20 protein-coding genes are annotated in these 20,703 nt (G+C 69.9%); 6 read left to right on the top strand and 14 right to left on the bottom strand.

The features are described from left to right. Positions 1-5: 5 nt before the first annotated feature. From AC067M_RS41665 to AC067M_RS41675, 3 genes are all read left to right on the top strand, one after another. Positions 6-491, top strand: coding sequence for a methylated-DNA--[protein]-cysteine S-methyltransferase (locus tag AC067M_RS41665; RefSeq protein ID WP_478702206.1), 486 nt, complete (start codon positions 6-8; stop codon positions 489-491). A gap of 140 nt (positions 492-631) precedes the next feature. Then, on the top strand, positions 632-1,489 hold the full coding sequence (locus tag AC067M_RS41670; protein WP_478702207.1) for a class I SAM-dependent methyltransferase: 858 nt from the start codon (positions 632-634) through the stop codon (positions 1,487-1,489). A gap of 245 nt (positions 1,490-1,734) precedes the next feature. Beyond that, complete coding sequence (locus AC067M_RS41675) at positions 1,735-3,315, top strand: carbohydrate-binding protein (RefSeq protein ID WP_478702208.1); 1,581 nt, start codon at positions 1,735-1,737, stop codon at positions 3,313-3,315. 72 nt (positions 3,316-3,387) lie between these two features. Here AC067M_RS41675 and AC067M_RS41680 read toward each other — a convergent pair whose 3' ends face one another. Then, positions 3,388-4,125: an SIR2 family NAD-dependent protein deacylase gene (locus AC067M_RS41680; protein ID WP_478702209.1), complete on the bottom strand. Its 738-nt coding sequence runs from the start codon at positions 4,123-4,125 to the stop codon at positions 3,388-3,390. A 77-nt stretch (positions 4,126-4,202) separates the two neighbouring features. Here AC067M_RS41680 and AC067M_RS41685 point away from each other — a divergent pair, with 77 nt between their 5' ends. Continuing rightward, positions 4,203-4,403, top strand: a complete 201-nt coding sequence (locus AC067M_RS41685; protein WP_478702210.1) for a DUF2191 domain-containing protein — start codon at positions 4,203-4,205, stop codon at positions 4,401-4,403. Positions 4,404-4,418: 15 nt separating this feature from the next. On the opposite strand, the gene AC067M_RS41690 is transcribed toward AC067M_RS41685, so the two are convergent. Together AC067M_RS41690 and AC067M_RS41695 are read right to left on the bottom strand one after the other, a co-directional pair. Next, on the bottom strand, positions 4,419-4,910 hold the full coding sequence (locus AC067M_RS41690; RefSeq protein ID WP_478702211.1) for an NUDIX domain-containing protein: 492 nt from the start codon (positions 4,908-4,910) through the stop codon (positions 4,419-4,421). A 129-nt stretch (positions 4,911-5,039) separates the two neighbouring features. Next, entirely contained in the window at positions 5,040-6,107 is a 1,068-nt protein-coding gene (locus AC067M_RS41695; protein ID WP_478702212.1) for an ADP-ribosylglycohydrolase family protein, read from the bottom strand. A 194-nt stretch (positions 6,108-6,301) separates the two neighbouring features. Here AC067M_RS41695 and AC067M_RS41700 point away from each other — a divergent pair, with 194 nt between their 5' ends. Further along, entirely contained in the window at positions 6,302-7,420 is a 1,119-nt protein-coding gene (locus AC067M_RS41700; RefSeq protein ID WP_478702222.1) for a glycerate kinase, read from the top strand. A 226-nt stretch (positions 7,421-7,646) separates the two neighbouring features. Here AC067M_RS41700 and pssA read toward each other — a convergent pair whose 3' ends face one another. The 9 genes from pssA to AC067M_RS41745 form a co-directional block, all read right to left on the bottom strand. Continuing rightward, a complete protein-coding gene (gene pssA / locus AC067M_RS41705) occupies positions 7,647-8,462 on the bottom strand; it encodes a CDP-diacylglycerol--serine O-phosphatidyltransferase (RefSeq protein ID WP_478702223.1) in 816 nt (271 codons plus the stop codon). A 22-nt stretch (positions 8,463-8,484) separates the two neighbouring features. Further along, a complete protein-coding gene (locus AC067M_RS41710) occupies positions 8,485-9,141 on the bottom strand; it encodes a phosphatidylserine decarboxylase (RefSeq protein ID WP_478702213.1) in 657 nt (218 codons plus the stop codon). A gap of 181 nt (positions 9,142-9,322) precedes the next feature. Further along, positions 9,323-10,528, bottom strand: a complete 1,206-nt coding sequence (locus AC067M_RS41715; protein ID WP_478702214.1) for an acyl-CoA dehydrogenase family protein — start codon at positions 10,526-10,528, stop codon at positions 9,323-9,325. A gap of 3 nt (positions 10,529-10,531) precedes the next feature. Beyond that, entirely contained in the window at positions 10,532-11,044 is a 513-nt protein-coding gene (locus AC067M_RS41720; RefSeq protein ID WP_478702215.1) for a MaoC family dehydratase, read from the bottom strand. A 5-nt stretch (positions 11,045-11,049) separates the two neighbouring features. Further along, positions 11,050-12,009, bottom strand: a complete 960-nt coding sequence (locus AC067M_RS41725) for an HpcH/HpaI aldolase/citrate lyase family protein (RefSeq protein ID WP_468500994.1) — start codon at positions 12,007-12,009, stop codon at positions 11,050-11,052. Beyond that, positions 12,006-14,033 carry a protein meaA gene (locus AC067M_RS41730; protein ID WP_478702216.1) on the bottom strand — a complete coding sequence of 676 codons (2,028 nt, stop codon included), beginning with the start codon at positions 14,031-14,033 and terminating at the stop codon, positions 12,006-12,008. The genes AC067M_RS41725 and AC067M_RS41730 overlap by 4 nt, the downstream gene beginning before the upstream one ends. Before the next feature lie 9 nt (positions 14,034-14,042). Then, positions 14,043-15,380, bottom strand: coding sequence for a crotonyl-CoA carboxylase/reductase (ccrA, locus tag AC067M_RS41735; RefSeq protein ID WP_478702224.1), 1,338 nt, complete (start codon positions 15,378-15,380; stop codon positions 14,043-14,045). Between the two features lie 432 nt (positions 15,381-15,812). Continuing rightward, a complete protein-coding gene (locus AC067M_RS41740) occupies positions 15,813-16,625 on the bottom strand; it encodes a TetR family transcriptional regulator (protein WP_478702217.1) in 813 nt (270 codons plus the stop codon). A gap of 136 nt (positions 16,626-16,761) precedes the next feature. After that, complete coding sequence (locus AC067M_RS41745; protein WP_478702218.1) at positions 16,762-18,567, bottom strand: 3-hydroxyacyl-CoA dehydrogenase family protein; 1,806 nt, start codon at positions 18,565-18,567, stop codon at positions 16,762-16,764. Positions 18,568-18,967: 400 nt separating this feature from the next. On the opposite strand from AC067M_RS41745, the gene AC067M_RS41750 reads away from it, so the two are divergent. Beyond that, positions 18,968-19,543, top strand: a complete 576-nt coding sequence (locus AC067M_RS41750; protein ID WP_478702219.1) for an adenylosuccinate lyase — start codon at positions 18,968-18,970, stop codon at positions 19,541-19,543. A 4-nt stretch (positions 19,544-19,547) separates the two neighbouring features. Here AC067M_RS41750 and AC067M_RS41755 read toward each other — a convergent pair whose 3' ends face one another. Together AC067M_RS41755 and AC067M_RS41760 are read right to left on the bottom strand one after the other, a co-directional pair. Further along, positions 19,548-20,048 (bottom strand): N-acetyltransferase family protein, encoded by a 501-nt coding sequence (locus tag AC067M_RS41755; protein ID WP_478702225.1) that lies wholly within the window; start codon positions 20,046-20,048, stop codon positions 19,548-19,550. A gap of 35 nt (positions 20,049-20,083) precedes the next feature. Beyond that, positions 20,084-20,482, bottom strand: a complete 399-nt coding sequence (locus tag AC067M_RS41760) for a RidA family protein (RefSeq protein WP_478702220.1) — start codon at positions 20,480-20,482, stop codon at positions 20,084-20,086. Positions 20,483-20,703: the final 221 nt, after the last annotated feature.

Below are 20,703 nucleotides of genomic sequence, written 5' to 3' on the forward strand. Positions count from 1 at the left end.
CCATCATGAAGCAGCACACCGTCATCGACAGCCCGTACGGCCCCCTCACCCTCGTCGCCGACGACGGCGTCCTGTGCGGCCTCTACATGACCGAACAGCGCCACCGCCCGACGGAGGAGAGCTTCGGCGTCCGAGCCGACACCAGCCTCTTCGCCGAGACAGAGGAACAACTCGAGGCCTACTTCGCAGGCGAGTTGAAGGAGTTCACGGTCGAACTACGCCTGAACGGCACCTCGTTCCAATGCGGCGTCTGGGACCAGCTGCGCAAGATCCCCTACGGCGAGACCCGTTCCTACGGTGAACTCGCCGAGGCCCTCGGCAATCCCAAGGCCTCCCGAGCGGTCGGCCTCGCCAACGGCCGCAACCCCGTCGGCATCATCGTCCCCTGCCACCGCGTCATCGGCGCGAGCGGCAGCCTCACCGGCTACGGCGGCGGCCTGGACCGCAAGCAGCGCCTGCTGGACTTCGAACGCGGAACCTCCCTGTTCTAGGGCCCTGGAAAAGTGCTAGGCGTCGAAAGCGAACCCCGGGGTCGGTGAGCGAAGGCGCAATTCTGAAGAAGCACGGTGAACGGCTCCCCGCCTAGCGTGGCCGAGTACGAGGGATCGTCTGGGCAACAGGAGGGGACGTCATGGGTGTTGAGCCGGTCGCGGCGGTGGAGAGTACGGCGGAGCGGGTCGCCATGTGGCGGGCCCTGCACGTCGAGGCCGATTCGCCGCCGCACGTGCTCGACGACGAGATCGGCCTGCGCCTGACGGCCCCGAGCGCCGACTGGCGCCGCCGCCCGGACATGGACGCGCAGGCCATGAGCCGGGTCCGAGCGGGCATCGTGGCCCGGGCCCGCTTCGTCGAGGACCTGGTCGTCGAGCAGGTCGGACGGGGCGTCGGCCAGTACGTCGTCCTCGGAGCAGGCCTGGACACCTTCGCCCAGCGCAGGCCGGAAGTCGCCTCCCGACTGAGGGTGTTCGAGGTGGACCGGCCCGGTCCGCAGGCATGGAAGCGGCGGCGCCTGATCGAGCTCGGCTTCGGCGTTCCCGAGTGGCTGCGGCTCGTGCCGGTCGACTTCGAGGCGGGTGGGTCCTGGTGGGAGCAGCTGGTGGCCGCCGGCTTCGACGCGCGCCGACCGACAGTGGTGGCCTCCACCGGCGTCTCCATGTACCTCACCAGGGACGCGAACGTGGCCACGCTGCGCCAGGCGGCCTCGCTCGCCCCGGGTTCCACGCTGGCCATGACGTTCATGCCGCCGCTGGATCTCGTCGAGGAGGAGGCACGCCCCCTGCGCCAGGCGGCGGAGAGCGGCGCCCGAGCCTCCGGGACACCCTTCATCAGTTTCTTCACCCCGCCGCAGATGCTGGCCCTGAGCCGCGACGCCGGTTTCGAAGAGGCCCGGCACGTGTCGGCGACCCTGCTCAACCAGTGGTACTTCGCCGACAGGACGGACGGCCTGCGGACGTCCAACGCGGAGGAGTTGTTGGTGGCGACGACCTAGATCACCGTCCCCTCAAGGTTCATGTCCATGAATAAGGATCACGTACACGTCTATTGACGTGTTCGCGGCGGGAGCTCTAGCGTCCGGGAAAGCGCTTTCTCCTCACCGGATGCGGCTTCCGGCCCTCCGGCCTGTTCACCCTGTCGAACCACGGTCGAACCGGATCGTCGCACCCGGAACCACTCGCAGAAAAGGGCTCGACACCAACCGTTCGTCGGACGGGCCCGCCAACCTGGAGACAAACGATGCAACGGAGACCCGTCATCGCGTGCGTCAGCCTGCTGGCCGGCACGCTCGTCGCGCTGTCCGGAAACACCGCGCAGGCCGCGTCCACCCGTTACGAGGCCGAGAGCTCCCCGGCGGTCTGCACCGGCACCATCGACTCCGACTGGGCCGGATACTCCGGCACCGGATTCTGCAACGGCGACAACGCGGTCAGCGGCTACGCGCAGTTCACCGTGAACGCCTCCACCGCGGGCACGGCGACCCTGCAGGTCCGCTTCGCCAACGGAACCACCACCGCCCGGCCCGCGAGCGTCGTCGTGAACGGCACCACGGTCACGACGGCGTCGTTCGAGGGTACCGGCGCCTGGGGCACCTGGGCCACCAAGACGCTCTCGGTGCCGGTGACTTCGGGCAGCAACACCATCCGGCTCACCCCCACGACCTCCGCCGGCCTGCCCAACGTCGACTACCTCGATGCCGAGGTGAGCGGTACCACCACACCGCCGCCGTCGAGCTCCGCACTGTACGTGGCGCCGGGCGGCACGGACGGCGCGGCCGGCACGCAGTCGGCGCCCACCACGCTCACCTCCGCGATCAGCCGCATCACCCCCGGCGGAACCATCTACCTGCGCGGTGGGACGTACGCCTACTCCTCGACGGTCACCATCCCGCAGGGCAGCGACGGCAGCTCAGCCGCCCGCACCACCCTGTCCGCCTACCCGGGTGAGATGCCGGTGCTCAACTTCTCCGCGCAGAGCGAGAGTTCATCGAACCGCGGGCTCCAGCTGAACGCGTCGTACTGGCACGTGAAGGGTCTGGTCGTCGAGCGGGCCGGTGACAACGGAATCTACGTCGGCGGCAGCAACAACGTCATCGAGCGCACGGTGACGCGCTTCAACCGCGACACGGGCCTCCAGCTCGGCCGGATCGCCTCCAGCACCCCGAGCAGCCAGTGGCCCTCCAACAACCTGATCCTGAGCGCGGAGTCGCACGACAACGCCGACTCCGACGGCGAGGACGCCGACGGCTTCGCCGCGAAGCTCACCACCGGCACCGGGAACGTCTTCCGCTACGCCGTCTCCCACAACAACATCGACGACGGCTGGGACCTCTACACCAAGACCGACACGGGTGCCATCGGTCCGGTGACCGTCGAGTACTCCCTCGCCTACAACAACGGCACCCTCTCCGACGGCACCGTGAACTCCAACGGCGACCGCAACGGTTACAAACTCGGCGGCGACGACATCGCGGTCAACCACGTCGTCCAGCACAGCGTCGCCTACCGCAACGGCAAGCACGGGTTCACGTACAACAGCAACCCCGGCAAGATGGCCGTGTCGAGCAATGTGAGCGTCGACAACGCTCAGCGCAACTTCTCCTGGGACGCGGGCACTTCGGTGTTCCGTGGCAACACCTCGTGCCGGTTCGCCGTCAGTGGCTCCAACGACAAGACCGTGGGAGACGCCGACAGCTCCAACCAGTTCTGGTCCGGCACGAACGGCTCCCGCTGCTCCTCCTACTCCGGCGCCATGACCTGGTCCTTCGCCTCGGACGGCCGCCTCGTGGTGGCGTTCGGCGGCAAGGTGGTGACGCTGTAGCGACCGAATGTGCCCCTTCTCGGTCCACCGGTTCGCCGATGGGCCGAGAAGGGCCACAGAGGGGACCCGAACTCAGCCCTCGACCTGCGTGCCGAGTCGGCCCAGCAGTTCGGGCAGGGCGGTGCCGATCGGCTCTCGTACGATCTCGTCGGCGCGGTCGTCGTACGGAGTCGGCTCGGCGTTGACGATGATGAGCCGCGCCCCGTGGTCGGCGGCGACACCGGCGAGGCCGGCGGCGGGCTGGACCTGGAGGCTGCTGCCGACGGCGATGAAGATCTGGCAGGCCTTGGTGATGGCCACGGCCTGGCCGAGTACCTCGGGGTCGAGCCGCTCGCCGAACATCACGGTCGCCGACTTGAGGATGCCCCCGCACTTCAGGCACGCCGGATCGTCCTCCCCGGCCTCGACCCGTGCGAGGGCGTCCTCCATGGGCCCCCGGGCATGGCACTTCGTGCACACCACACTCCGCGCGGTGCCGTGCAGCTCGAGCACCTTGCGGGCGGGCATCCCGGCGACCTGGTGCAGCCCGTCCACGTTCTGGGTGATGACTCGGACCGGCACCCCGGTGCGTTCGAGCTCGGCGACGGCCCGGTGCGCGGCGTTCGGCTCCGCCTTCAGCGTCCGGTTGTCGCGCCGCATCTGCCACGAGCGCCGCCGGATCTCCGGATCCCCCATGTAGTACTCGTACGTCACCAGCTTCTCGGCCTCCGGATCCCGCCGCCACAGCCCGTTGGGCCCGCGGTAGTCAGGGATGCCGGAGTCGGTGGAGATGCCGGCGCCACTGAGGACGGCGACGAGGGGTCCGCTCATGTCACCGAGGTTAGGACGGGGAATCCGGTTACGGCGAACGGATATCGGCGTGCGAGGCACGGTGCTAGCTTCGTGGCATGGCCAAGGTCACCGTCTCGCTCGATGCCGCGCTCGTCGTGGAGGTCATGGTGTTGTCGGGGGTGGGCAACCCGCAGGACGCCGTAGACCTCGTGGTGCGCGATTACATCGAGCGAGGACACCGGACAGAGGCGCGAGTCGCCGCGCGGGACGAGGCGCTGCGTGAGGTGGAGGTCAAGCCCAGGGACCCCGAGGGGTAGGACGCCGGCCCGGCGTCAGCCGACCCGGTGGCCGTTCTCCAGTTCCGCCGTGCCCGAGCCCTCCGTGAGGACGTCGAGGGCGGCCAGGACGCGGCGGCCGGTGGCGCCGGGGAGGTGCTCGGGGAGGTCCTCGCGGGCGACCAGGCGCCAGGACAGCAGTTCCTCCTCCTGAAGACGAATCGCCTTGAAGTCCTCCTCGCCGAGGACGCCGCCGTCGTACAGGTACGCCACCAGTGGCGGGCGGCCCGTGCCGGGCACCCAGTCCACCGCGAGGAGCCGGCCGAGCTCCCGGTCGAGGCCGATCTCCTCGGCGGTCTCGCGGCGCGCACCCTGCCGGGGGCTCTCCCCGTCGTCGGACTCGACCGTGCCGCCCGGAAGCGCCCAGCCCTCTCGGTAGTTGGGCTCGACGAGCAGCACCCGTCCCTCCGCGTCGCGGAAGAGCGCGGCGGCCCCTGCCAGGACTCGGGGGAGGGAGGCGATGTACGTGGCGTAGTCAGGAGTGGTCATTCAGGAAGGGTAGCCAGCCGCACCGGTACGGCGTCACGTCCTCACCCCGGCCGACCGCAGCGCGCGGAGCGCGCCACCTCGTCCCGCGCTGGCGCAGCGTCTCGCGCGCCGGTTCACGTCAGTCCGGCTTCAGGCCTCCGCCCGTGTCAGCCGTAGCGTCCGTTCCGCCAGTTCGCTGATCCGTACGCCGTCGAAGCCGAAGACCGCGCTGCGGACCGTGTCCTCCAGCGGGTCCTTCCACTGGGGCGGGATGTCGTCCGCGCCGGTCATGACGCCGGCCACGGAACCCGCCGTCGCGCCGTTGGAGTCGGTGTCCAGGCCGCCGCGGACGGTCAGCGCGATCGTCCGCGTGAAATCGCCGTCGCCGTAGAGGAGGCCGGCGGTGAGGACGGCGGCGTTCGGGACGGTGTGGATCCAGCCGAGCCCCGCGGTCTCCTCGGCGATCGTGGTGAGGGTGTCCTCCCAGGTCATCCTGGCGTCGTGGAGGGAGGCGACCCGGCGCACGGTCCGGGCCAGGCGGCTGCTCGCCGGGATGACCGTCAGGGCCTGGTCGACCGCCTGGCGTACCGTCCCCGCCGTGAACGCCGCCGCGACCAGCGCCGCCGCCCACATCGCGCCGTACACGCCGTTGCCGGTGTGGGACAGCACTGCGTCCCGGCGCGCGAGCGAGGCGGCGCGGCGCGGGACGCCGGGGGAGGTCCAGCCGTAGATGTCGGCGCGGATCAGGGCGCCGATCCACTCCTGGTACGGATTGTCGTACGTCGCCGTCAGCGGCGGCTTCAGCCCGTTGGCGAGGTTGCGATACGTGGCCCGCTCCGCGGTGAACGTCTGCAGGTACGGCAGCCGCAGCAGCCACAGGTCGCCGACCTGCTCGGTGCTGAACTCGAAGCCGTGGGTCTCCAGGAGGTCGAGGCCGAGGATGGCGTAGTCGATGTCGTCGTCGCGGCAGCTGCCGTGGATGCGGCCGCGGACGCACTGGCGCCATTCGGGCCGCAGCTCGAAGCCGGCGCCGATCGGCTCGGGCAGGTAGTCGGTGAGGGGCAGGGCTTCGGCCTGCCGCAGGTAGCGGTCGATGAGGTCCCGCGTCCACAGGTCGCCCTGCTCGACCGGCTTGCCGAGCATGTTGCCCGCGATCCGGCCCAGCCAGCCCCCGAGGATGCGGTCGGCGAGCTCTGGCTCAGTGCCCACAGGGGTCATAGGAGAGGTGTACCCGTTTCCGGACGCGGCCGCGCGGGCTGGGGCGGGATGATTGGCGAGGTGCGGGCAGGGCATGACGACGGGGGCGTCCGGCGGTTAAGGTCACAGCGGCGCGACTGGCCCTGACGTGCGACGGGCCCGGAAAGCAAGGGGATCGCAACGTGTCGGACGCTGCTGTGCACGGCACCCGCAGGGTGCTCGTTGCCGCGGACAAGTTCAAGGGGTCGCTGACGGCCGTACAGGTCGCGGAGCGGGTGACGGCGGGTCTGCGCCGGGTCGTGCCGCACGTCGAGATCGAGGCGCTGCCCGTCGCCGACGGCGGTGACGGCACCGTGGCCGCGGCGGTCGCGGCAGGGTTCGAGCGGCGGGAGGTACGGGTCGCCGGCCCCCTCGGACAGGAGGTCACCGCGGCGTTCGCGCTGCGCGGGGACACGGCCGTCGTCGAGATGGCGGAGGCCAGCGGGCTGCAGCGGCTGCCGGCGGGCGTCTTCGCGCCGCTGACGGCGTCGACGTACGGCTCGGGAGAGCTGCTGCGGGCCGCGCTGGACGCCGGGGCGCGGACGATCGTGTTCGGGGTCGGCGGCAGTGCCACCACGGACGGCGGCGCGGGCATGCTGTCCGCGCTGGGGGCGCGGTTCCTGGACGCCGGCGGGGAGCCGGTGGCGACGGGCGGTGGAGGCCTCGCCGACCTGGCCTCGGCCGATCTGTCGGACCTCGACCCGCGGCTGTCCGACGTGGAACTGATCCTCGCGAGCGACGTCGACAACCCGCTGACCGGCCCGAAGGGCGCGCCCGCGGTGTACGGACCGCAGAAGGGCGCCTCCCCGGACGACGTCGAGGCACTGGACGCGGCGCTCACCCGCTACGCGCGGGTGCTGGAGGCGGCTGTCGGCCCGAAGGCGATGGAGTACGCGGCCGCACCGGGTGCGGGGGCCGCGGGCGGCATCGGGTACGGCGCACTGCTCCTCGGCGCCCGTTTCCGGGCCGGCATCGAGGTCATGCTCGACGTGCTCGGCTTCGCGCCCGCCCTGGCGCGCGCGGAGCTGGTGATCACCGGCGAGGGCTCGCTGGACGAGCAGACCCTCCACGGCAAGGCTCCCGCCGGAGTCGCGGCGGCGGCGCGGGCCGCCGACAAGGAGGTCGTCGCGGTGTGCGGGCGGCTCGCGCTGGCGCCGGAGGCGCTGCGGCGGGCCGGTATCGGGCGCGCTTACCCGCTGACCGAGGTCGAGCCGGATGTGGCCACGTGCATCTCGGAGGCGGGGCCCATTCTGGAACGGGTCGCCGAGCGGATCGCTCGGGACCTGCTGGGCTGAGGCGGGGCTTTCTCGCCCCCGCCGCCCCCACCCGTCCCCATCCCCAGGGGCTCCGCCCCTTCGACCCCGCCAGGGGGCTCGGCCCCCTGGGCCCCCGGCCTGCCGCCCACCCGCCACCCGGTGGGTCGAGAGGTGCACCTTTCAAAGGAAGCGGCACCAACGCCGGGCGCCAAACAAAAAAGGGCCCCGAACCCAACCCAGGTCCGGGGCCCCTCTCAGCGGAGCGCTACGGCAGCTGCGCCGCCCGCGCCTCCCGCCGGTTGTCGCGGAAGTTGTTCACTCGGCGAGCCGTGGCGAACAGGGGGATCACCGCGCCCATGACCAGCTGCAGGGCGCAGCCCGTCTGGAGGAGCAGCTGGCCGCTGGGGGCGTCGAAGGCCCAGGCGGCCAGGAGGCCCATCGACAGGACGATCCAGGAGAGCATCGCCACCGCGAGGCGGCCCCGCGGCTTCGGGTACTCCACGCGGCTCACCATCAGCCAGGCCGTCCCCAGAATGGCCATCAGTGTCGCCACGAAGGGCAGCTCCAGCAGGACGATCGATACGACCGTCAGCGCGCCGAAGGGGGAGGGCATGCCCTGGAACGTGCCGTCCTTCACCGTCACGCACGAGAACCGGGCAAGCCGCAGCACCACCGCCAACAGCACAACGATCGCGCCCACCGCCGCGACCCGCTCGTGCGCGTCCCTCGCGACCATGCCGTACACGAGCACGAAGTACGCGGGCGCCAGACCGAAGCTGATCAGATCGGAGAGATTGTCCAGCTCCGCACCCATCGGCGACGACCGCAGCTTGCGGGCGACGAGGCCGTCGAACAGGTCGAAGACAGCCGCGCACAGCATCAGTATCACGGCCGTGGCCGCGCTGTTGCGGGCCATGCCCGCATCGTCACCCGAGAGGTGCGGGATGAGGATGCCGGTAGTGGTGAAGTACACCGCCATGAAGCCGCACGTGGCGTTGCCGAGCGTCAGGGTGTCCGCTATCGACAGGCGCAGAGAGAGGGGCATCTCCTCTTCTTCGTCCACCTCGTCGGCCTCGGGCACCCAGCCCGCCTGGGTCTGCGGATCAATCACGGTCAATGCGAGTCACCCCAGCCACGGTCTTCTGCCCGACCTCGACCGCGACCTCCACGCCCTCGGGCAGGTAGATGTCGACGCGCGAGCCGAAGCGGATCAGTCCGATACGGTCACCCTGCTCGACCTTCGTGCCCTCCGGGATGTAGGGGACGATGCGGCGGGCCACGGCACCGGCGATCTGGATCATCTCGATGTCACCGAGCTCGGTGTCGAAGTGCCAGACGACGCGCTCGTTGTTCTCGCTCTCCTTGTTGAACGCCGGTACGAACCCGCCGGGGATGTGCTCGACCGACGTCACGGTGCCGGAGAGGGGCGCGCGGTTGACGTGGACGTTCAGCGGGCTCATGAAGATGGCGACGCGGGTGCGGCCGTCCTTCCACGGCATGATGCTCTGCACCACACCGTCGGCGGGGGAGATGACCCGTCCCGGCGCGATCTCGCGCTCCGGGTCGCGGAAGAACCACAGCATGCCCGCCGCGAGAGCGGTGGCGGGTACGGCGACGGCCTTGGCGACACCCGAGCGGCGGGCGCGGACCAGGCTGACGGCTGCGGTGGCGACGGTCGGGAGAAGCCACGGCGATGCTCCGCGCGCAAGGCGTACACCGGCTCGGCTGTCGCGAGGTGCAGAGGTTTGGCTGTGGGGCATGGATGACCTTCGTAGCGGATGATGCCGCACTCTGACGGGGGACGGCGGCTTTCAGCGATCGTAGCGGTTCACGGCCACAACTGGGTAAGTCAGGAAGCCGAGTCGGCATTTGTACGGTGTTGACGGGGTGTGATCTTCTTCTCGAAGAAAACACCCCGAACCCGGACATCCAGCCTCGGAACTAGCCTTGGAACCGATACTCCTCGAGCAGCCTGCGTCCGATGATCATTTTCTGGATCTCGGCGGTACCTTCACCGATCAGCAGCATCGGAGCCTCACGGTAGAGGCGCTCGATCTCGTACTCCTTGGAGAAGCCGTAGCCGCCGTGGATCCGGAAGGCATCCTCCACGACCTCCTTGCAGTACTCGGACGCGAGGTACTTCGCCATCCCAGCCTCAAGGTCGTTTCGTTCTCCGGAGTCCTTTTTGCGTGCCGCGTTCACCATCATCGCATGCGCGGCCTCGACCTTGGTAGCCATCTCGGCGAGCTTGAACTGGATCGCCTGGTGCTGGGCGATCGGCTTGCCGAACGTGTGACGCTGCTGGGCGTACTGGACGCCCAGCTCGAACGCGCGCTGAGCGACCCCGCAGCCACGCGCCGCCACGTTGACGCGGCCGACCTCCACGCCGTCCATCATTTGGTAAAAACCTCGGCCCGTCACCCCTCCGAGCACGCGGTTTGCGGGAATCCGCAGACCGTCCATGATCAGCTCGGTGGTGTCGACGCCCTTGTAACCCATCTTGTCGATCTTGCCCGGGATGGTCAGCCCGGGGCGGACCTCACCAAAGCCGGGCTCCTTCTCGACGAGGAAGGTCGTCATCGACTTGTGGGGTGCCGTGCCCTCGGCGTGTCCTTCGTCACTTCGCACCAGGACGGCTACGAGGGAGGACGTTCCGCCGTTCGTCAGCCACATCTTCTGGCCGTTCAGGACGTACTCGTCACCGTCCTTCACCGCCTTCGACGTGATCGCGGACACGTCGGAGCCCAGGCCCGGCTCCGACATCGAGAACGCGCCACGGATGTCGCCGGCCGCCATCCTCGGCAGGAAGTGGTCCTTCTGCTCCTGCGTGCCGTGCTGCTTGAGCATGTACGCCACGATGAAGTGCGTGTTGATGATGCCGGACACCGACATCCAGCCACGGGCGATCTCCTCCACGCACAGCGCGTACGTCAGGAGAGACTCGCCCAGACCCCCGTACTCCTCGGGGATCATCAGGCCGAACAGGCCCAACTCCTTCAAGCCGTCGACGATCTGCTGCGGGTACTCGTCGCGGTGCTCCAGCTCGGTGGCGACCGGGATGATCTCCTTGTCCACGAAGTCGCGGACGGTGGAGAGGATCTCCTGCTGGATGTCGGTCAGACCGGAGGTCTGGGCGAGACGGGCCATGGCTTACTTCTCCTGCGACTTGAGCTCGGGGCGGCCGGGCTGTTCGCCGCCGCGCTCCTTGATGTACGTCTCGGTCGGCACCATCACCTTGCGACGGAACACGCAGACCAGCGTGCCGTCCTGCTTGTAGCCCTTGGTCTCGACGTGGACGATCCCGCGGTCGTTCTTCGACTTGGACGGCCACTTGTCGAGCACGGTCGTCTCGCCGTAGATCGTGTCGCCGTGGAAGGTCGGCGCCACGTGCTTCAGCGACTCGATCTCCAGGTTGGCGATCGCCTTGCCGGAGACGTCCGGCACGGACATGCCGAGCAGCAGCGAGTAGATGTAGTTCCCGACCACGACATTCTTGCCGAAGTCGGTCGTCTTCTCCGCGTAGTTGCTGTCCATGTGGAGCGGATGGTGGTTCATGGTGAGCAGACAGAACAGGTGGTCGTCGTACTCCGTGACCGTCTTGCCCGGCCAGTGCTTGTACGTCGCCCCGACCTCGAACTCCTCGTAGGTGCGTCCGAACTGCATCGCGCTCAGGCCTCCGGGATCTCGAACTTGCTGGTGCGCTGCATGCCGGCGGCGCGGCCCTTGCCGGAGATGACCAGGGCCATCTTGCGGCTGGCCTCGTCGATCATCTCGTCGCCGAGCATCGCCGAGCCCTTCTTGCCGCCCGCCTCGGACGTGTAGTAGTCGTACGCGTCCAGGATCAGCTCGGCGTGGTCGTAGTCCTCCTGGGAGGGCGAGAAGATCTCGTTGGACGCCTCGACCTGGCCCGGGTGCAGCACCCACTTGCCGTCGAAGCCGAGGGCGGCGGCACGCTGCGCGACCTCGCGGTAGCCGTCGATGTTGCGGATCTGGAGGTAGGGGCCGTCGATCGCCTGGAGGTTGTTGGCGCGGGCGGCCATCAGGATCTTCATCAGGATGTAGTGGTAGGCGTCCGCCGGGTAGCCGGGCGGCTGCTCGCCCACGACCAGCGACTTCATGTTGATGGACGCCATGAAGTCGGCCGGGCCGAAGATGATCGTCTCGACGCGCGGGGAGGCCTGCGCGATCTCGTTGACGTTGTTCAGGCCCTGCGCGTTCTCGATCTGTGCCTCGATGCCGATCTTGCCGACCTCGAATCCCATCGTCTTCTCGATCTGGGTCAGCAGGAGGTCGAGGGCGACGACCTGCTGCGCGGTCTGCACCTTCGGCAGCATGATGCAGTCCAGGTTCTGCCCGGCTCCCTCGACGACCGTCACGACGTCGCGGTACGTCCACTCGGTCGTCCAGTCGTTGACGCGCACGACCCGCGTCTTGCCCGTCCAGTCGCCCTCGTTGAGGAACTTGACGATGGTGTGCCGCGCCTCGGGCTTGGCGAGCGGCGCGCACGCGTCCTCCAGGTCGAGGAAGACCTGGTCCGCCGGGAGGCCCTGAGCCTTCTCCAGGAAGCGGGGGTTCGAGCCCGGCACGGCCAGGCAGGAGCGCCGCGGGCGGAGACGGTTGACGGTCATGCGGGGACCTCCAGGGGGTCGAGCTTGTTCGCTTTCCGGATCTCGTCGACGATGCGGCCGATGATTCCGGTGATGTCGAAGTCCTTCGGGGTGAAGACGGCGGCCACACCGGCGGTCCTGAGCTGCTCGGCATCACCGTTTGGGATGATGCCACCAGCGATCACCGGTATATCTGTGGCACCGGCCACACGGAGGCGTTCCAGCACGTCCGGAACCAGCTGGGCGTGCGACCCGGACAGGATCGACAGGCCGACCGCGTGCACGTCCTCGGCGAGGGCCGCGTCCACGATCTGCTCGGGGGTGAGCCGGATGCCCTGGTAGACGACCTCGAAGCCGGCGTCACGGGCCCGCACGGCGATCTGCTCGGCGCCGTTGGAGTGCCCGTCCAGGCCGGGCTTGCCGACCAGGAAACGCAGCTTTCCGACGCCCAGCTCCTTGGCCGTCAGATCCACCTTTCGGCGCACCTCGGACAGGGCCGAGCCCTCCTCGGCGGGGATCGCCACCGGCGCCGACGAGACCCCTGTCGGCGCCCGGAACTCGCCGAACACCTCGCGCAGCGCCCCGGCCCACTCGCCGGTCGTGACCCCGGCGCGGGCGCACTCCAGGGTGGCCTCCATGAGGTTGTCGGTGCCCTTGGCGGCCTCCTTCAGCTTTTCCAGCGCCTTGCAGGGGCGCGGGTGGTTGAAGGGCGGCTGGTAGCGGGTGTCCCGCCAGTGCTGGAGGGAGGCGACGACACGGGCCTCGACCGCCGGGTCGACCGTCTGGATCGCGGTGTCCAGGTCGGCCGTGAGGGGGTTCGGCTCGGTCGTCTCGAAGATGTTGACGCCGACGATCTTCTCCTGGCCGGACTCGATACGGCCCCGGCGCTCGGCGTGCGAGGCGACGAGCTGCGACTTGAGGTAGCCCGACTCCACGGCGGCCATCGCGCCGCCCATCTCCTGGATCCGCTCGATCTCCGCGAGGGACTCCTCGACGAGCTCGCCCACCTTGGCCTCGATCACCTTCGAACCCTCGAAGATGTCCTCGTACTCCAGCAGGTCGCTCTCGTGCGCGAGCACCTGCTGGATGCGCAGCGACCACTGCTGGTCCCAGGGCCTGGGCAGGCCCAGGGCCTCGTTCCAGGCCGGCAGCTGCACGGCACGCGCGCGTGCGTCCTTCGAGAGGGTCACGGCCAGCATCTCCAGGACGATCCGCTGGACGTTGTTCTCCGGCTGCGCCTCCGTCAGGCCCAGGGAGTTGACCTGGACGCCGTAGCGGAAGCGGCGGTGCTTGGGGTCCTCGATGCCGTACCGCTCACGGGTGACGCGGTCCCAGATGCGGCCGAACGCCCGCATCTTGCACATCTCCTCGACGAAGCGGACGCCCGCGTTCACGAAGAAGGAGATACGGCCGACGACGTCACCCATGCGCTCCTGCGGCACCTGGCCGCTGTCGCGCACCGCGTCGAGGACGGCGATCGCGGTGGACATCGCGTACGCGATCTCCTGGACCGGCGTGGCGCCCGCCTCCTGCAGGTGGTAGCTGCAGATGTTGATCGGGTTCCACTTCGGCATGTGGGAGACCGTGTACGCGATCATGTCCGTCGTCAGGCGGAGCGAGGGCACCGGCGGGAACACGTGCGTCCCCCGGGACAGGTACTCCTTGACGATGTCGTTCTGGGTCGTGCCCTGGAGCTTGGTGATGTCCGCGCCCTGCTCCTCGGCGACGACCTGGTAGAGCGCCAGGAGCCACATGGCGGTGGCGTTGATGGTCATCGAGGTGTTCATCTGCTCCAGGGGGATGTCCTGGAACAGCCTGCGCATGTCACCGAGATGGGCCACCGGCACGCCGACCCGGCCCACCTCGCCGCGGGCGAGGATGTGGTCGGAGTCGTAGCCGGTCTGCGTCGGCAGGTCGAACGCCACCGACAGACCCGTCTGACCCTTGGCGAGGTTGCGCCGGTACAACTCGTTGGACGCCTCGGCCGTGGAGTGACCGGCGTACGTGCGCATGAGCCACGGCCGGTCCTTCTGACGCTCAGTCATGGACGCCTCTCAGATGTTCCGGAAGCGGTTGATCGCGTCGAGGTGCTTCGCGCGCTTCTCCTGGTCGCGCACCCCGAGGCCCTCCTCGGGGGCCAGGCACAGGACGCCGACCTTGCCCTGGTGGAGGTTGCGGTGCACGTCGTAGGCCGCCTGCCCGGTGTCCTCCAGGGAGTAGACCTTGGAGAGCGTCGGGTGGATCTTGCCCTTGGCGATGAGCCGGTTGGCCTCCCAGGCCTCGCGGTAGTTGGCGAAGTGCGAGCCGATGATCCGCTTCAGGGACATCCACAGGTAGCGGTTGTCGTACTCGTGCATGTAGCCGGAGGTCGAGGCGCAGGTGGTGATGGTGCCGCCCTTGCGCGTGACGTAGACCGAGGCGCCGAAGGTCTCGCGACCGGGGTGCTCGAAGACGATGTCGATGTCCTCGCCGCCGGTGAGCTCGCGGATGCGCTTGCCGAAGCGCTTCCACTCCTTGGGGTCCTGGGTGTGCTCGTCCTTCCAGAACTTGTAGTCCTCGGCGGTGCGGTCGATGATCGCCTCCGCGCCCATGGACCGGCAGATCTCCGCCTTCTGCTCGCTGGAGACGACACAGATGGGGTTGGCGCCGCCGGCCAGGGCGAACTGCGTGGCGTACGAGCCGAGGCCGCCGCTCGCGCCCCAGATCAGCACGTTGTCGCCCTGCTTCATGCCGGCGCCGTTGCGCGAGACGAGCTGGCGGTACGCGGTGGAGTTGACGAGCCCCGGGGCGGCGGCCTCCTCCCACGACAGGTGGTCCGGCTTCGGCATCAGCTGGTTGGACTTGACGAGCGCGATCTCTGCCAGGCCGCCGAAGTTCGTCTCGAAGCCCCAGATGCGCTGCTCCGGGTCGAGCATCGTGTCGTTGTGGCCGTCGCTGGACTCCAGCTCGACGGAGAGGCAGTGCGCGACGACCTCGTCACCCGGCTTCCAGGCGTTGACGCCCGGGCCGGTGCGCAGCACGACGCCCGCGAGGTCGGAGCCGATGATGTGGTACGGCAGGTCGTGCCGCTTGGTGAGCTCGCTGACCTTGCCGTACCGCTCCAGGAAGCCGAACGTCGACAGCGGCTCGAAGATCGACGTCCACACGGAGTTGTAGTTGACCGAGGAGGCCATGACGGCCACCAGGGCCTCGCCCGGGCCCAGCTCGGGCAGCGGCACCTCGTCCAGGTGCAGTGACTTGCGCGGGTCCTTGTCGCGGGTCTGCATGCCCGCGAACATCTCCGTCTCGTCCTTGTGCACGGTGATCGCCCGGTACGACTCGGGGAGCGGCAGGGCGGCGAAGTCGGCCGACGTCGAGTCGGCGGACTGGATCGCGTCCAGGATCTCGTTCACGGTCACGGTGTTGCCTCCGGCGGTACGCACCCTGAGGGAGGGGTGCTGAGGGTTACGTCGGTGCTGCTGAGGGTTGGGGAAGTGCCGTCGGTTCGGCGGATGGTGCTGTTCGGCAGCGCTTTGTGGCGCGGGAGGTTGCCTGTGACGCAGGCGCCCGGGCGCGCAGGCCCTGAGGGGCTTGCGGGGACAGCCGGCGTACGAAAGGTCTCTGCACGCCGGCCGCCCGGACACCTTCAACGTATGGCACGCCGTGTCACCTCGCAAGGCACTCGGTGCCAGAAATTGCTCTCAGGTGAAATCTTTACGTAACAAATGAGCGATGATCGATCAAAGCTACTGTCGGGTAGATGCCGAGGGGGCAAAGAGAAACGCGCCGACGGCGGCACTGGGTGCCACCGTCGGCGCGTCGCCGGACGTCGCGTAGGGGAATGTCTAGGAATGTTCCTTCAGGGCCTGCTCGATGGTGCGCATGACCTCGTCGAGAGGGGCGTCGGTGCGCGCGACCGTCACCAGGACCTCCCCGTGCGCCGTCGCGGTGGTCGGAGCGGTCCGGGCCGTGGTGTCCCGCCCGGCCCCGATGCCCGTGCCGAACGTCTTCCGCACGATGGCGAAGGCGTGGTCCAGCTGTGCCTCCACGTCGCCCTGGCCCCCCGCGCGCAGCCAGCGCCGCAGGACGTGGTTGTGGGCGGTGACGACGGCGGACGCGGCGACCTCGGCCAGCAGCGGGTCGTCGTTGGCGTCGTCGTCGTGGGCGTGCTCGTCGAAGTGGCCGAGGAGGTAACGGGTGAAGAGGCGCTCGTAGCGGGCCACCGACGCGATCTCCGCCTCGCGCAGCGTGGGCACCTCACGGGTGAGCTTGTAGCGGGCGACCGAGATCTCCGGCCGGGCCGCGTACATCTTCATGACTTCCTTGATCCCCCGGCACACGGTGTCGAGCGGATGCTCGTGCGCGGGCGCCGCGTTGAGCACGGCCTCGGCGCGGATCAGTGTGTCGTCGTGGTCGGGGAAGATCGCTTCTTCCTTGGAGCGGAAGTGGCGGAAGAAGGTGCGGCGGGCGACGCCCGCCGCGGCCGCGATCTCGTCGACCGTGGTCGCCTCGTAGCCCTTGGTCGCGAAGAGCTCCATCGCCGCGGCCGCCAGCTCCCGGCGCATCCTGAGCCGTTGGGCGGCCGCGCGACTGCCCGCGGCACTCTCCGGCGCGTCGGGCGTGGCTGGTGTACGTGAGGACTTCGCGGGCTGGGACATGACCCGAACGTACTGCATGTGCGCAGCTCGGTGCGCAGGTCGGGCGTTTCCCCCGCCCTCTTCGGGCGGGGGTCCGCCTGCCGCGCCGAGCAGCCCGCCCCAGCCCGCCGTGGACGCGAACCGGTCCGCCGGACGCTCAGCGCCGGGCATATTCGCGGAAGCCGCGGCCCGTCTTGCGGCCGAGGCAGCCCGCGGCCACCAGGTGCTCCAGGAGCGGTGCCGGGGCGAGGCCGGGGTCCCTGAACTCGCGGTGCAGGACCTTCTCGATGGCCAGGGAGACGTCGAGGCCGACGACGTCCAGGAGTTCGAACGGACCCATCGGGTAGCCGCCGCCCAGCTTCATCGCGGCGTCGATGTCGTCGAGCGACGCGTAGTGCTCCTGCACCATCTTGATCGCGTTGTTGAGGTACGGGAACAACAGCGCGTTCACGATGAAGCCCGCCCGGTCACCGCAGTCGACGGCGTGCTTCTTGATCCGGACGCACACCTCACGGACCGTGGCGTGGACGTCGTCGCCCGTCAGCACTGTGCGGACCACCTCGACCAGCTTCATCGCCGGCGCCGGGTTGAAGAAGTGCATGCCGATGACGTCCTGCGGGCGCGAGGTGGCGCGGGCACAGGCGACGACGGGCAGCGACGAGGTGGTGGTGGCCAGGACCGCGCCCGGCTTGCACACCTTGTCCAGGGTCGCGAACAGCTGCCGCTTGACGTCCAGGTCCTCGGCGACGGCCTCGACGGCCAGGTCGACGTCGGCGAAGGCGTCGTAGGAGCCCGCCGTGGTGATCCGGTCCAGGGTCTGCGCGGCCGCCTCGGCGGTCACCCGGCCCTTGTCGACGGAGCGGGCGAGCGACTTGCCGATACGGGCCTTGGCGGCCTGCGCCTTCTCCTCGCTGCGGGCGGCGATGACGACGTCGTAGCCGGCCTTCGCGAACACCTCGACGATGCCCGACGCCATGGTGCCCGAGCCCGCGACACCGACCAGGCGCACGGGGCGGCCCGCGGTGAGGTCGGCGCCGTCGAGCGAGGTCAGCGCGTCCCGCACGACGGTGGCGCTGCCGGGTGCGTCGTAGGTGTAGAAGCCGCGGCCCGACTTGCGGCCGGTCAGGCCGGCCTCGCTGAGCTGCTTGAGGATCGGGGCGGGGGCGTGCAGCCGGTCGCGGGACTCGGCGTACATGGCCTCCAGGACCGTACGGGCCGTGTCGACGCCGATCAGGTCGAGCAGCGCGAGCGGGCCCATGGGCAGCCCGCAGCCGAGCCGCATCGCGGCGTCGATGTCCTCGCGGGAGGCGTACTTCGCCTCGTACATCGCGGCGGCCTGGTTGAGATAGCCGAACAGCAGCCCGTCCGCGACGAATCCGGGGCGGTCGCCGACCGCGACGGGCTCCTTGCCGAGGCCGACGGCCAGGTCGGTGACCGCGGCGACGGCCTGGGGCGAGGTCAGCACGGACGAGACGACCTCGACCAGCTTCATCGCCGGCGCCGGGTTGAAGAAGTGCAACCCGAGCACCCGCTCCGGGCGGGCCGAGTCGGCGGCCAGCCGCGTGACGGACAGCGCGTTGGTGCCGGTCGCCAGAATCGTCTCCGGGCGCACGATGCCGTCCAGCTCCCGGAAGATCTGCTGCTTGATCTCGTACGACTCCGGGGCCACCTCGATGACCAGGTCGGCGTCGGCGGCCGCGCGCAGGTCGGTGGAGGTGCGGAAGCGGGCGAGGGCGCCCGTGCGCTCCTGCTCGGTCAGCCTCCCACGTTCCACGGCGCGGGCGGTGGCGGCCTCCAGGGCGGCGAGGGACCTCGCGGCCGGGGCCTCGCTGATGTCGATGCCGATGACTTCGTGGCCGGCCCGGGTGAGGACCTCGGCGATGCCGGTGCCCATCGTGCCGAGGCCGACGACGGCAATGCTCTTGAGCGGGGACAGAGAGGTGTCGTGCAGGGGAGTGGCCATCGCGGGACTCCAGAGAATGAGGGTGACGACTGGGGACGCGCCCGGGTGCGCCGAGGGGAGATCCGGCCGAGAGGCCGGAACCGAGGGCGCACCGGGGTGCGGAAGGAGTGCGGGTGTGGTGCCGGGCTGCAAGCGCACACGCCCGGTGCCGTCGCCGTGGACGTGCACACGTCCGAGGGACGGCGGAACCGACCGGCCCTGTCCCGTGGCCGGGTCGAACTGCGGTACACGAGGTACCGAACCGACTGCTCTCACGGCGGCTGCGTCACCAGGCCACCGCGAGGAGGGCTGCGAGTGGGTAACTCGCTCGTCTGAGCTTAACCGGCGGGTAACGAGCGCGCCACCCCCCGACTTTGTGATGTAGGTCCCGCGCACCTGGTGCCCCGCCTAGGCTCGCCTCATGGACGTAGAGTTGCGATCACTCACGGAGCGCTTACGGCGCGAGTCCGGGGGGACGGCCGCGTACGAGCGGCTGGTGGCCACCGAGGATCACGACGAACTGGCGGGAGTGCTCACCGAGCCCGCGCAGCCGCTGTGGGCCAGGGAGCTGGCCGCGTTCCGGCTGGGACTCGTGGGCGACCGGCGGGCATTCGAGGCCCTCGTCCTGCTCCTCAACCACCGTGACCCGCCGCGCTGTGCCTCCGCGGCCTACGCGCTCGCCCGACTCGGCGACCCCCGCACCGCCCGCGCGGCCGCCGCCCTCGCCACCAACGAACTGCGGGTCGCCTACGCCCTGCACCCGGTCCGGCTCCTGACCGAGTTGCGCGCACCGGAATCCGTGCCCGCGCTGATCACCACGTTGGAGCGACGGCTGAGCCCGCACGACCCCTACCGCAAGGTGGCGCTGGCGTGTGTGGAGGGGCTGGGCGCGCTGGGCGACGTCCGCGCCCGTCCGGTCCTGAACGAGGCGCTCGCCCACCCGACGCTGGCCGAGGCGGCGGTGCACGCGCTGGCGCGGATCCCGAAGCAGCGGTGAGCCGTCAGGCCCGCAGAAGCCGGGCGTAGCGGACCTCGGGAACCGCGACGCCGTCCACCTCGAAGGGCTCCTCGGCGCCGTCCGCCCGGAAATCCCCGCGCTCGTAGAACCGGCGGGCGCGGGTGTTCTCCTTGAGGACCCACAGGTACATCCGCTCGTGTCCGAGGGCCGCGCACTGGCGTACCGACTCCGTGAGGAGGCGTCGGCCCACGCCGCTGCCCAGGCGGTCGGGGGCGACGTAGAGGGCGTACAACTCGGCGTCCCCTGTGCGCACTTCGCCGTCGCGGTACGGGCCGTGGGCCGCCCAGCCGATGATCTCGCCGGCCTGCTCGGCGACGAGGTTCACCACGCTGCCGTCGCCCTGCCCGAACCGGGCCCGGCGCCGCTCGGCGTCCCCGGTCGCGCTGAGCGCGTCGAGGTACGACTGCGGTATGAGGCCCCGGTAGGCGGTCTGCCAGCCCCGGACGCGGATCTCGGAGACCCGGTCGCAGTCGGCGAGCGTCATGTCCCGCACCTGGAGAGCGGTCACGTCCAGGTCGCTCACTCCGGCACCACCGCGAACGCCTCGATCTCCATCAGGACGTCCGGCCGGACCAGTGCGGCGACCTGCACGGCCGAGGCGGCTGGGAGGCGGTCGTCGGGCAGGTGCGCGGCGCGGGCCGCGCGGATGGCCGGCATGTGGGCCATGTCCGTGACGAAGTAGGTGAGTTTGACGATGTCGTCGAAGCTCGCGCCGGCGGCCGCCAGGCAGCGCCCGAGGTTGGCGAAGACCTGCCGGGCCTGCGCCTCCGGGTCCCCCTCGCCGATCAGCCTGCGGTGTTCGTCGAGGGGGAGCTGGCCCGCTATCGCCACGAAGCGGCCGGAGCCGATGACGACGTGGCTGTACTGCGCGGCGGCGGCGACGCCGTCGGGGGCGGGGATCCTGACCAGCTCACTCATGCGTCCATGGTGGACCATGGGTCCGACATCGCCTCCGACGGGCCGTCAGAGGGCCCTGCCGACCGACGACAACGCGGCGAGGCGCGGTGCCGGACCCCGCGAGCCCGGCATGATCCGAACGAGAGGCCCTAGGGGGCTTCTGACGGATCTCCGTGGAGGAAGGAGCGGCGTCCGGTGCGTGCTCTCGGTGTGCCGGCCGGAAGCCCTCGTACTGGGCGTAC

It is taken from the genome of Streptomyces sp. NPDC043427 (assembly GCF_056436655.1).

Excerpts from the sequence above, each read along its gene's own strand:
- AC067M_RS41725 (WP_468500994.1), bottom strand. The coding sequence starts at position 12,009 with ATGACCGTCAACCGTCTCCGCCCGCGGCGCTCCTGCCTGGCCGTGCCG.
- AC067M_RS41755 (WP_478702225.1), bottom strand. The coding sequence starts at position 20,048 with ATGACGCTCGCCGACTGCGACCGGGTCTCCGAGATCCGCGTCCGGGGC.
- AC067M_RS41715 (WP_478702214.1), bottom strand. The coding sequence starts at position 10,528 with ATGGCCCGTCTCGCCCAGACCTCCGGTCTGACCGACATCCAGCAGGAG.
- AC067M_RS41720 (WP_478702215.1), bottom strand. The coding sequence starts at position 11,044 with ATGCAGTTCGGACGCACCTACGAGGAGTTCGAGGTCGGGGCGACGTAC.
- AC067M_RS41745 (WP_478702218.1), bottom strand. The coding sequence starts at position 18,567 with ATGGCCACTCCCCTGCACGACACCTCTCTGTCCCCGCTCAAGAGCATT.
- AC067M_RS41740 (WP_478702217.1), bottom strand. The coding sequence starts at position 16,625 with ATGTCCCAGCCCGCGAAGTCCTCACGTACACCAGCCACGCCCGACGCG.
- AC067M_RS41690 (WP_478702211.1), bottom strand. The coding sequence starts at position 4,910 with ATGACCACTCCTGACTACGCCACGTACATCGCCTCCCTCCCCCGAGTC.
- AC067M_RS41760 (WP_478702220.1), bottom strand. The coding sequence starts at position 20,482 with ATGAGTGAGCTGGTCAGGATCCCCGCCCCCGACGGCGTCGCCGCCGCC.
- AC067M_RS41730 (WP_478702216.1), bottom strand. The coding sequence starts at position 14,033 with ATGACTGAGCGTCAGAAGGACCGGCCGTGGCTCATGCGCACGTACGCC.
- AC067M_RS41695 (WP_478702212.1), bottom strand. The coding sequence starts at position 6,107 with ATGACCCCTGTGGGCACTGAGCCAGAGCTCGCCGACCGCATCCTCGGG.
- AC067M_RS41685 (WP_478702210.1), top strand. The coding sequence starts at position 4,203 with ATGGCCAAGGTCACCGTCTCGCTCGATGCCGCGCTCGTCGTGGAGGTC.
- AC067M_RS41750 (WP_478702219.1), top strand. The coding sequence starts at position 18,968 with ATGGACGTAGAGTTGCGATCACTCACGGAGCGCTTACGGCGCGAGTCC.
- AC067M_RS41710 (WP_478702213.1), bottom strand. The coding sequence starts at position 9,141 with ATGCCCCACAGCCAAACCTCTGCACCTCGCGACAGCCGAGCCGGTGTA.
- AC067M_RS41665 (WP_478702206.1), top strand. The coding sequence starts at position 6 with ATGAAGCAGCACACCGTCATCGACAGCCCGTACGGCCCCCTCACCCTC.
- AC067M_RS41680 (WP_478702209.1), bottom strand. The coding sequence starts at position 4,125 with ATGAGCGGACCCCTCGTCGCCGTCCTCAGTGGCGCCGGCATCTCCACC.
- AC067M_RS41675 (WP_478702208.1), top strand. The coding sequence starts at position 1,735 with ATGCAACGGAGACCCGTCATCGCGTGCGTCAGCCTGCTGGCCGGCACG.
- AC067M_RS41670 (WP_478702207.1), top strand. The coding sequence starts at position 632 with ATGGGTGTTGAGCCGGTCGCGGCGGTGGAGAGTACGGCGGAGCGGGTC.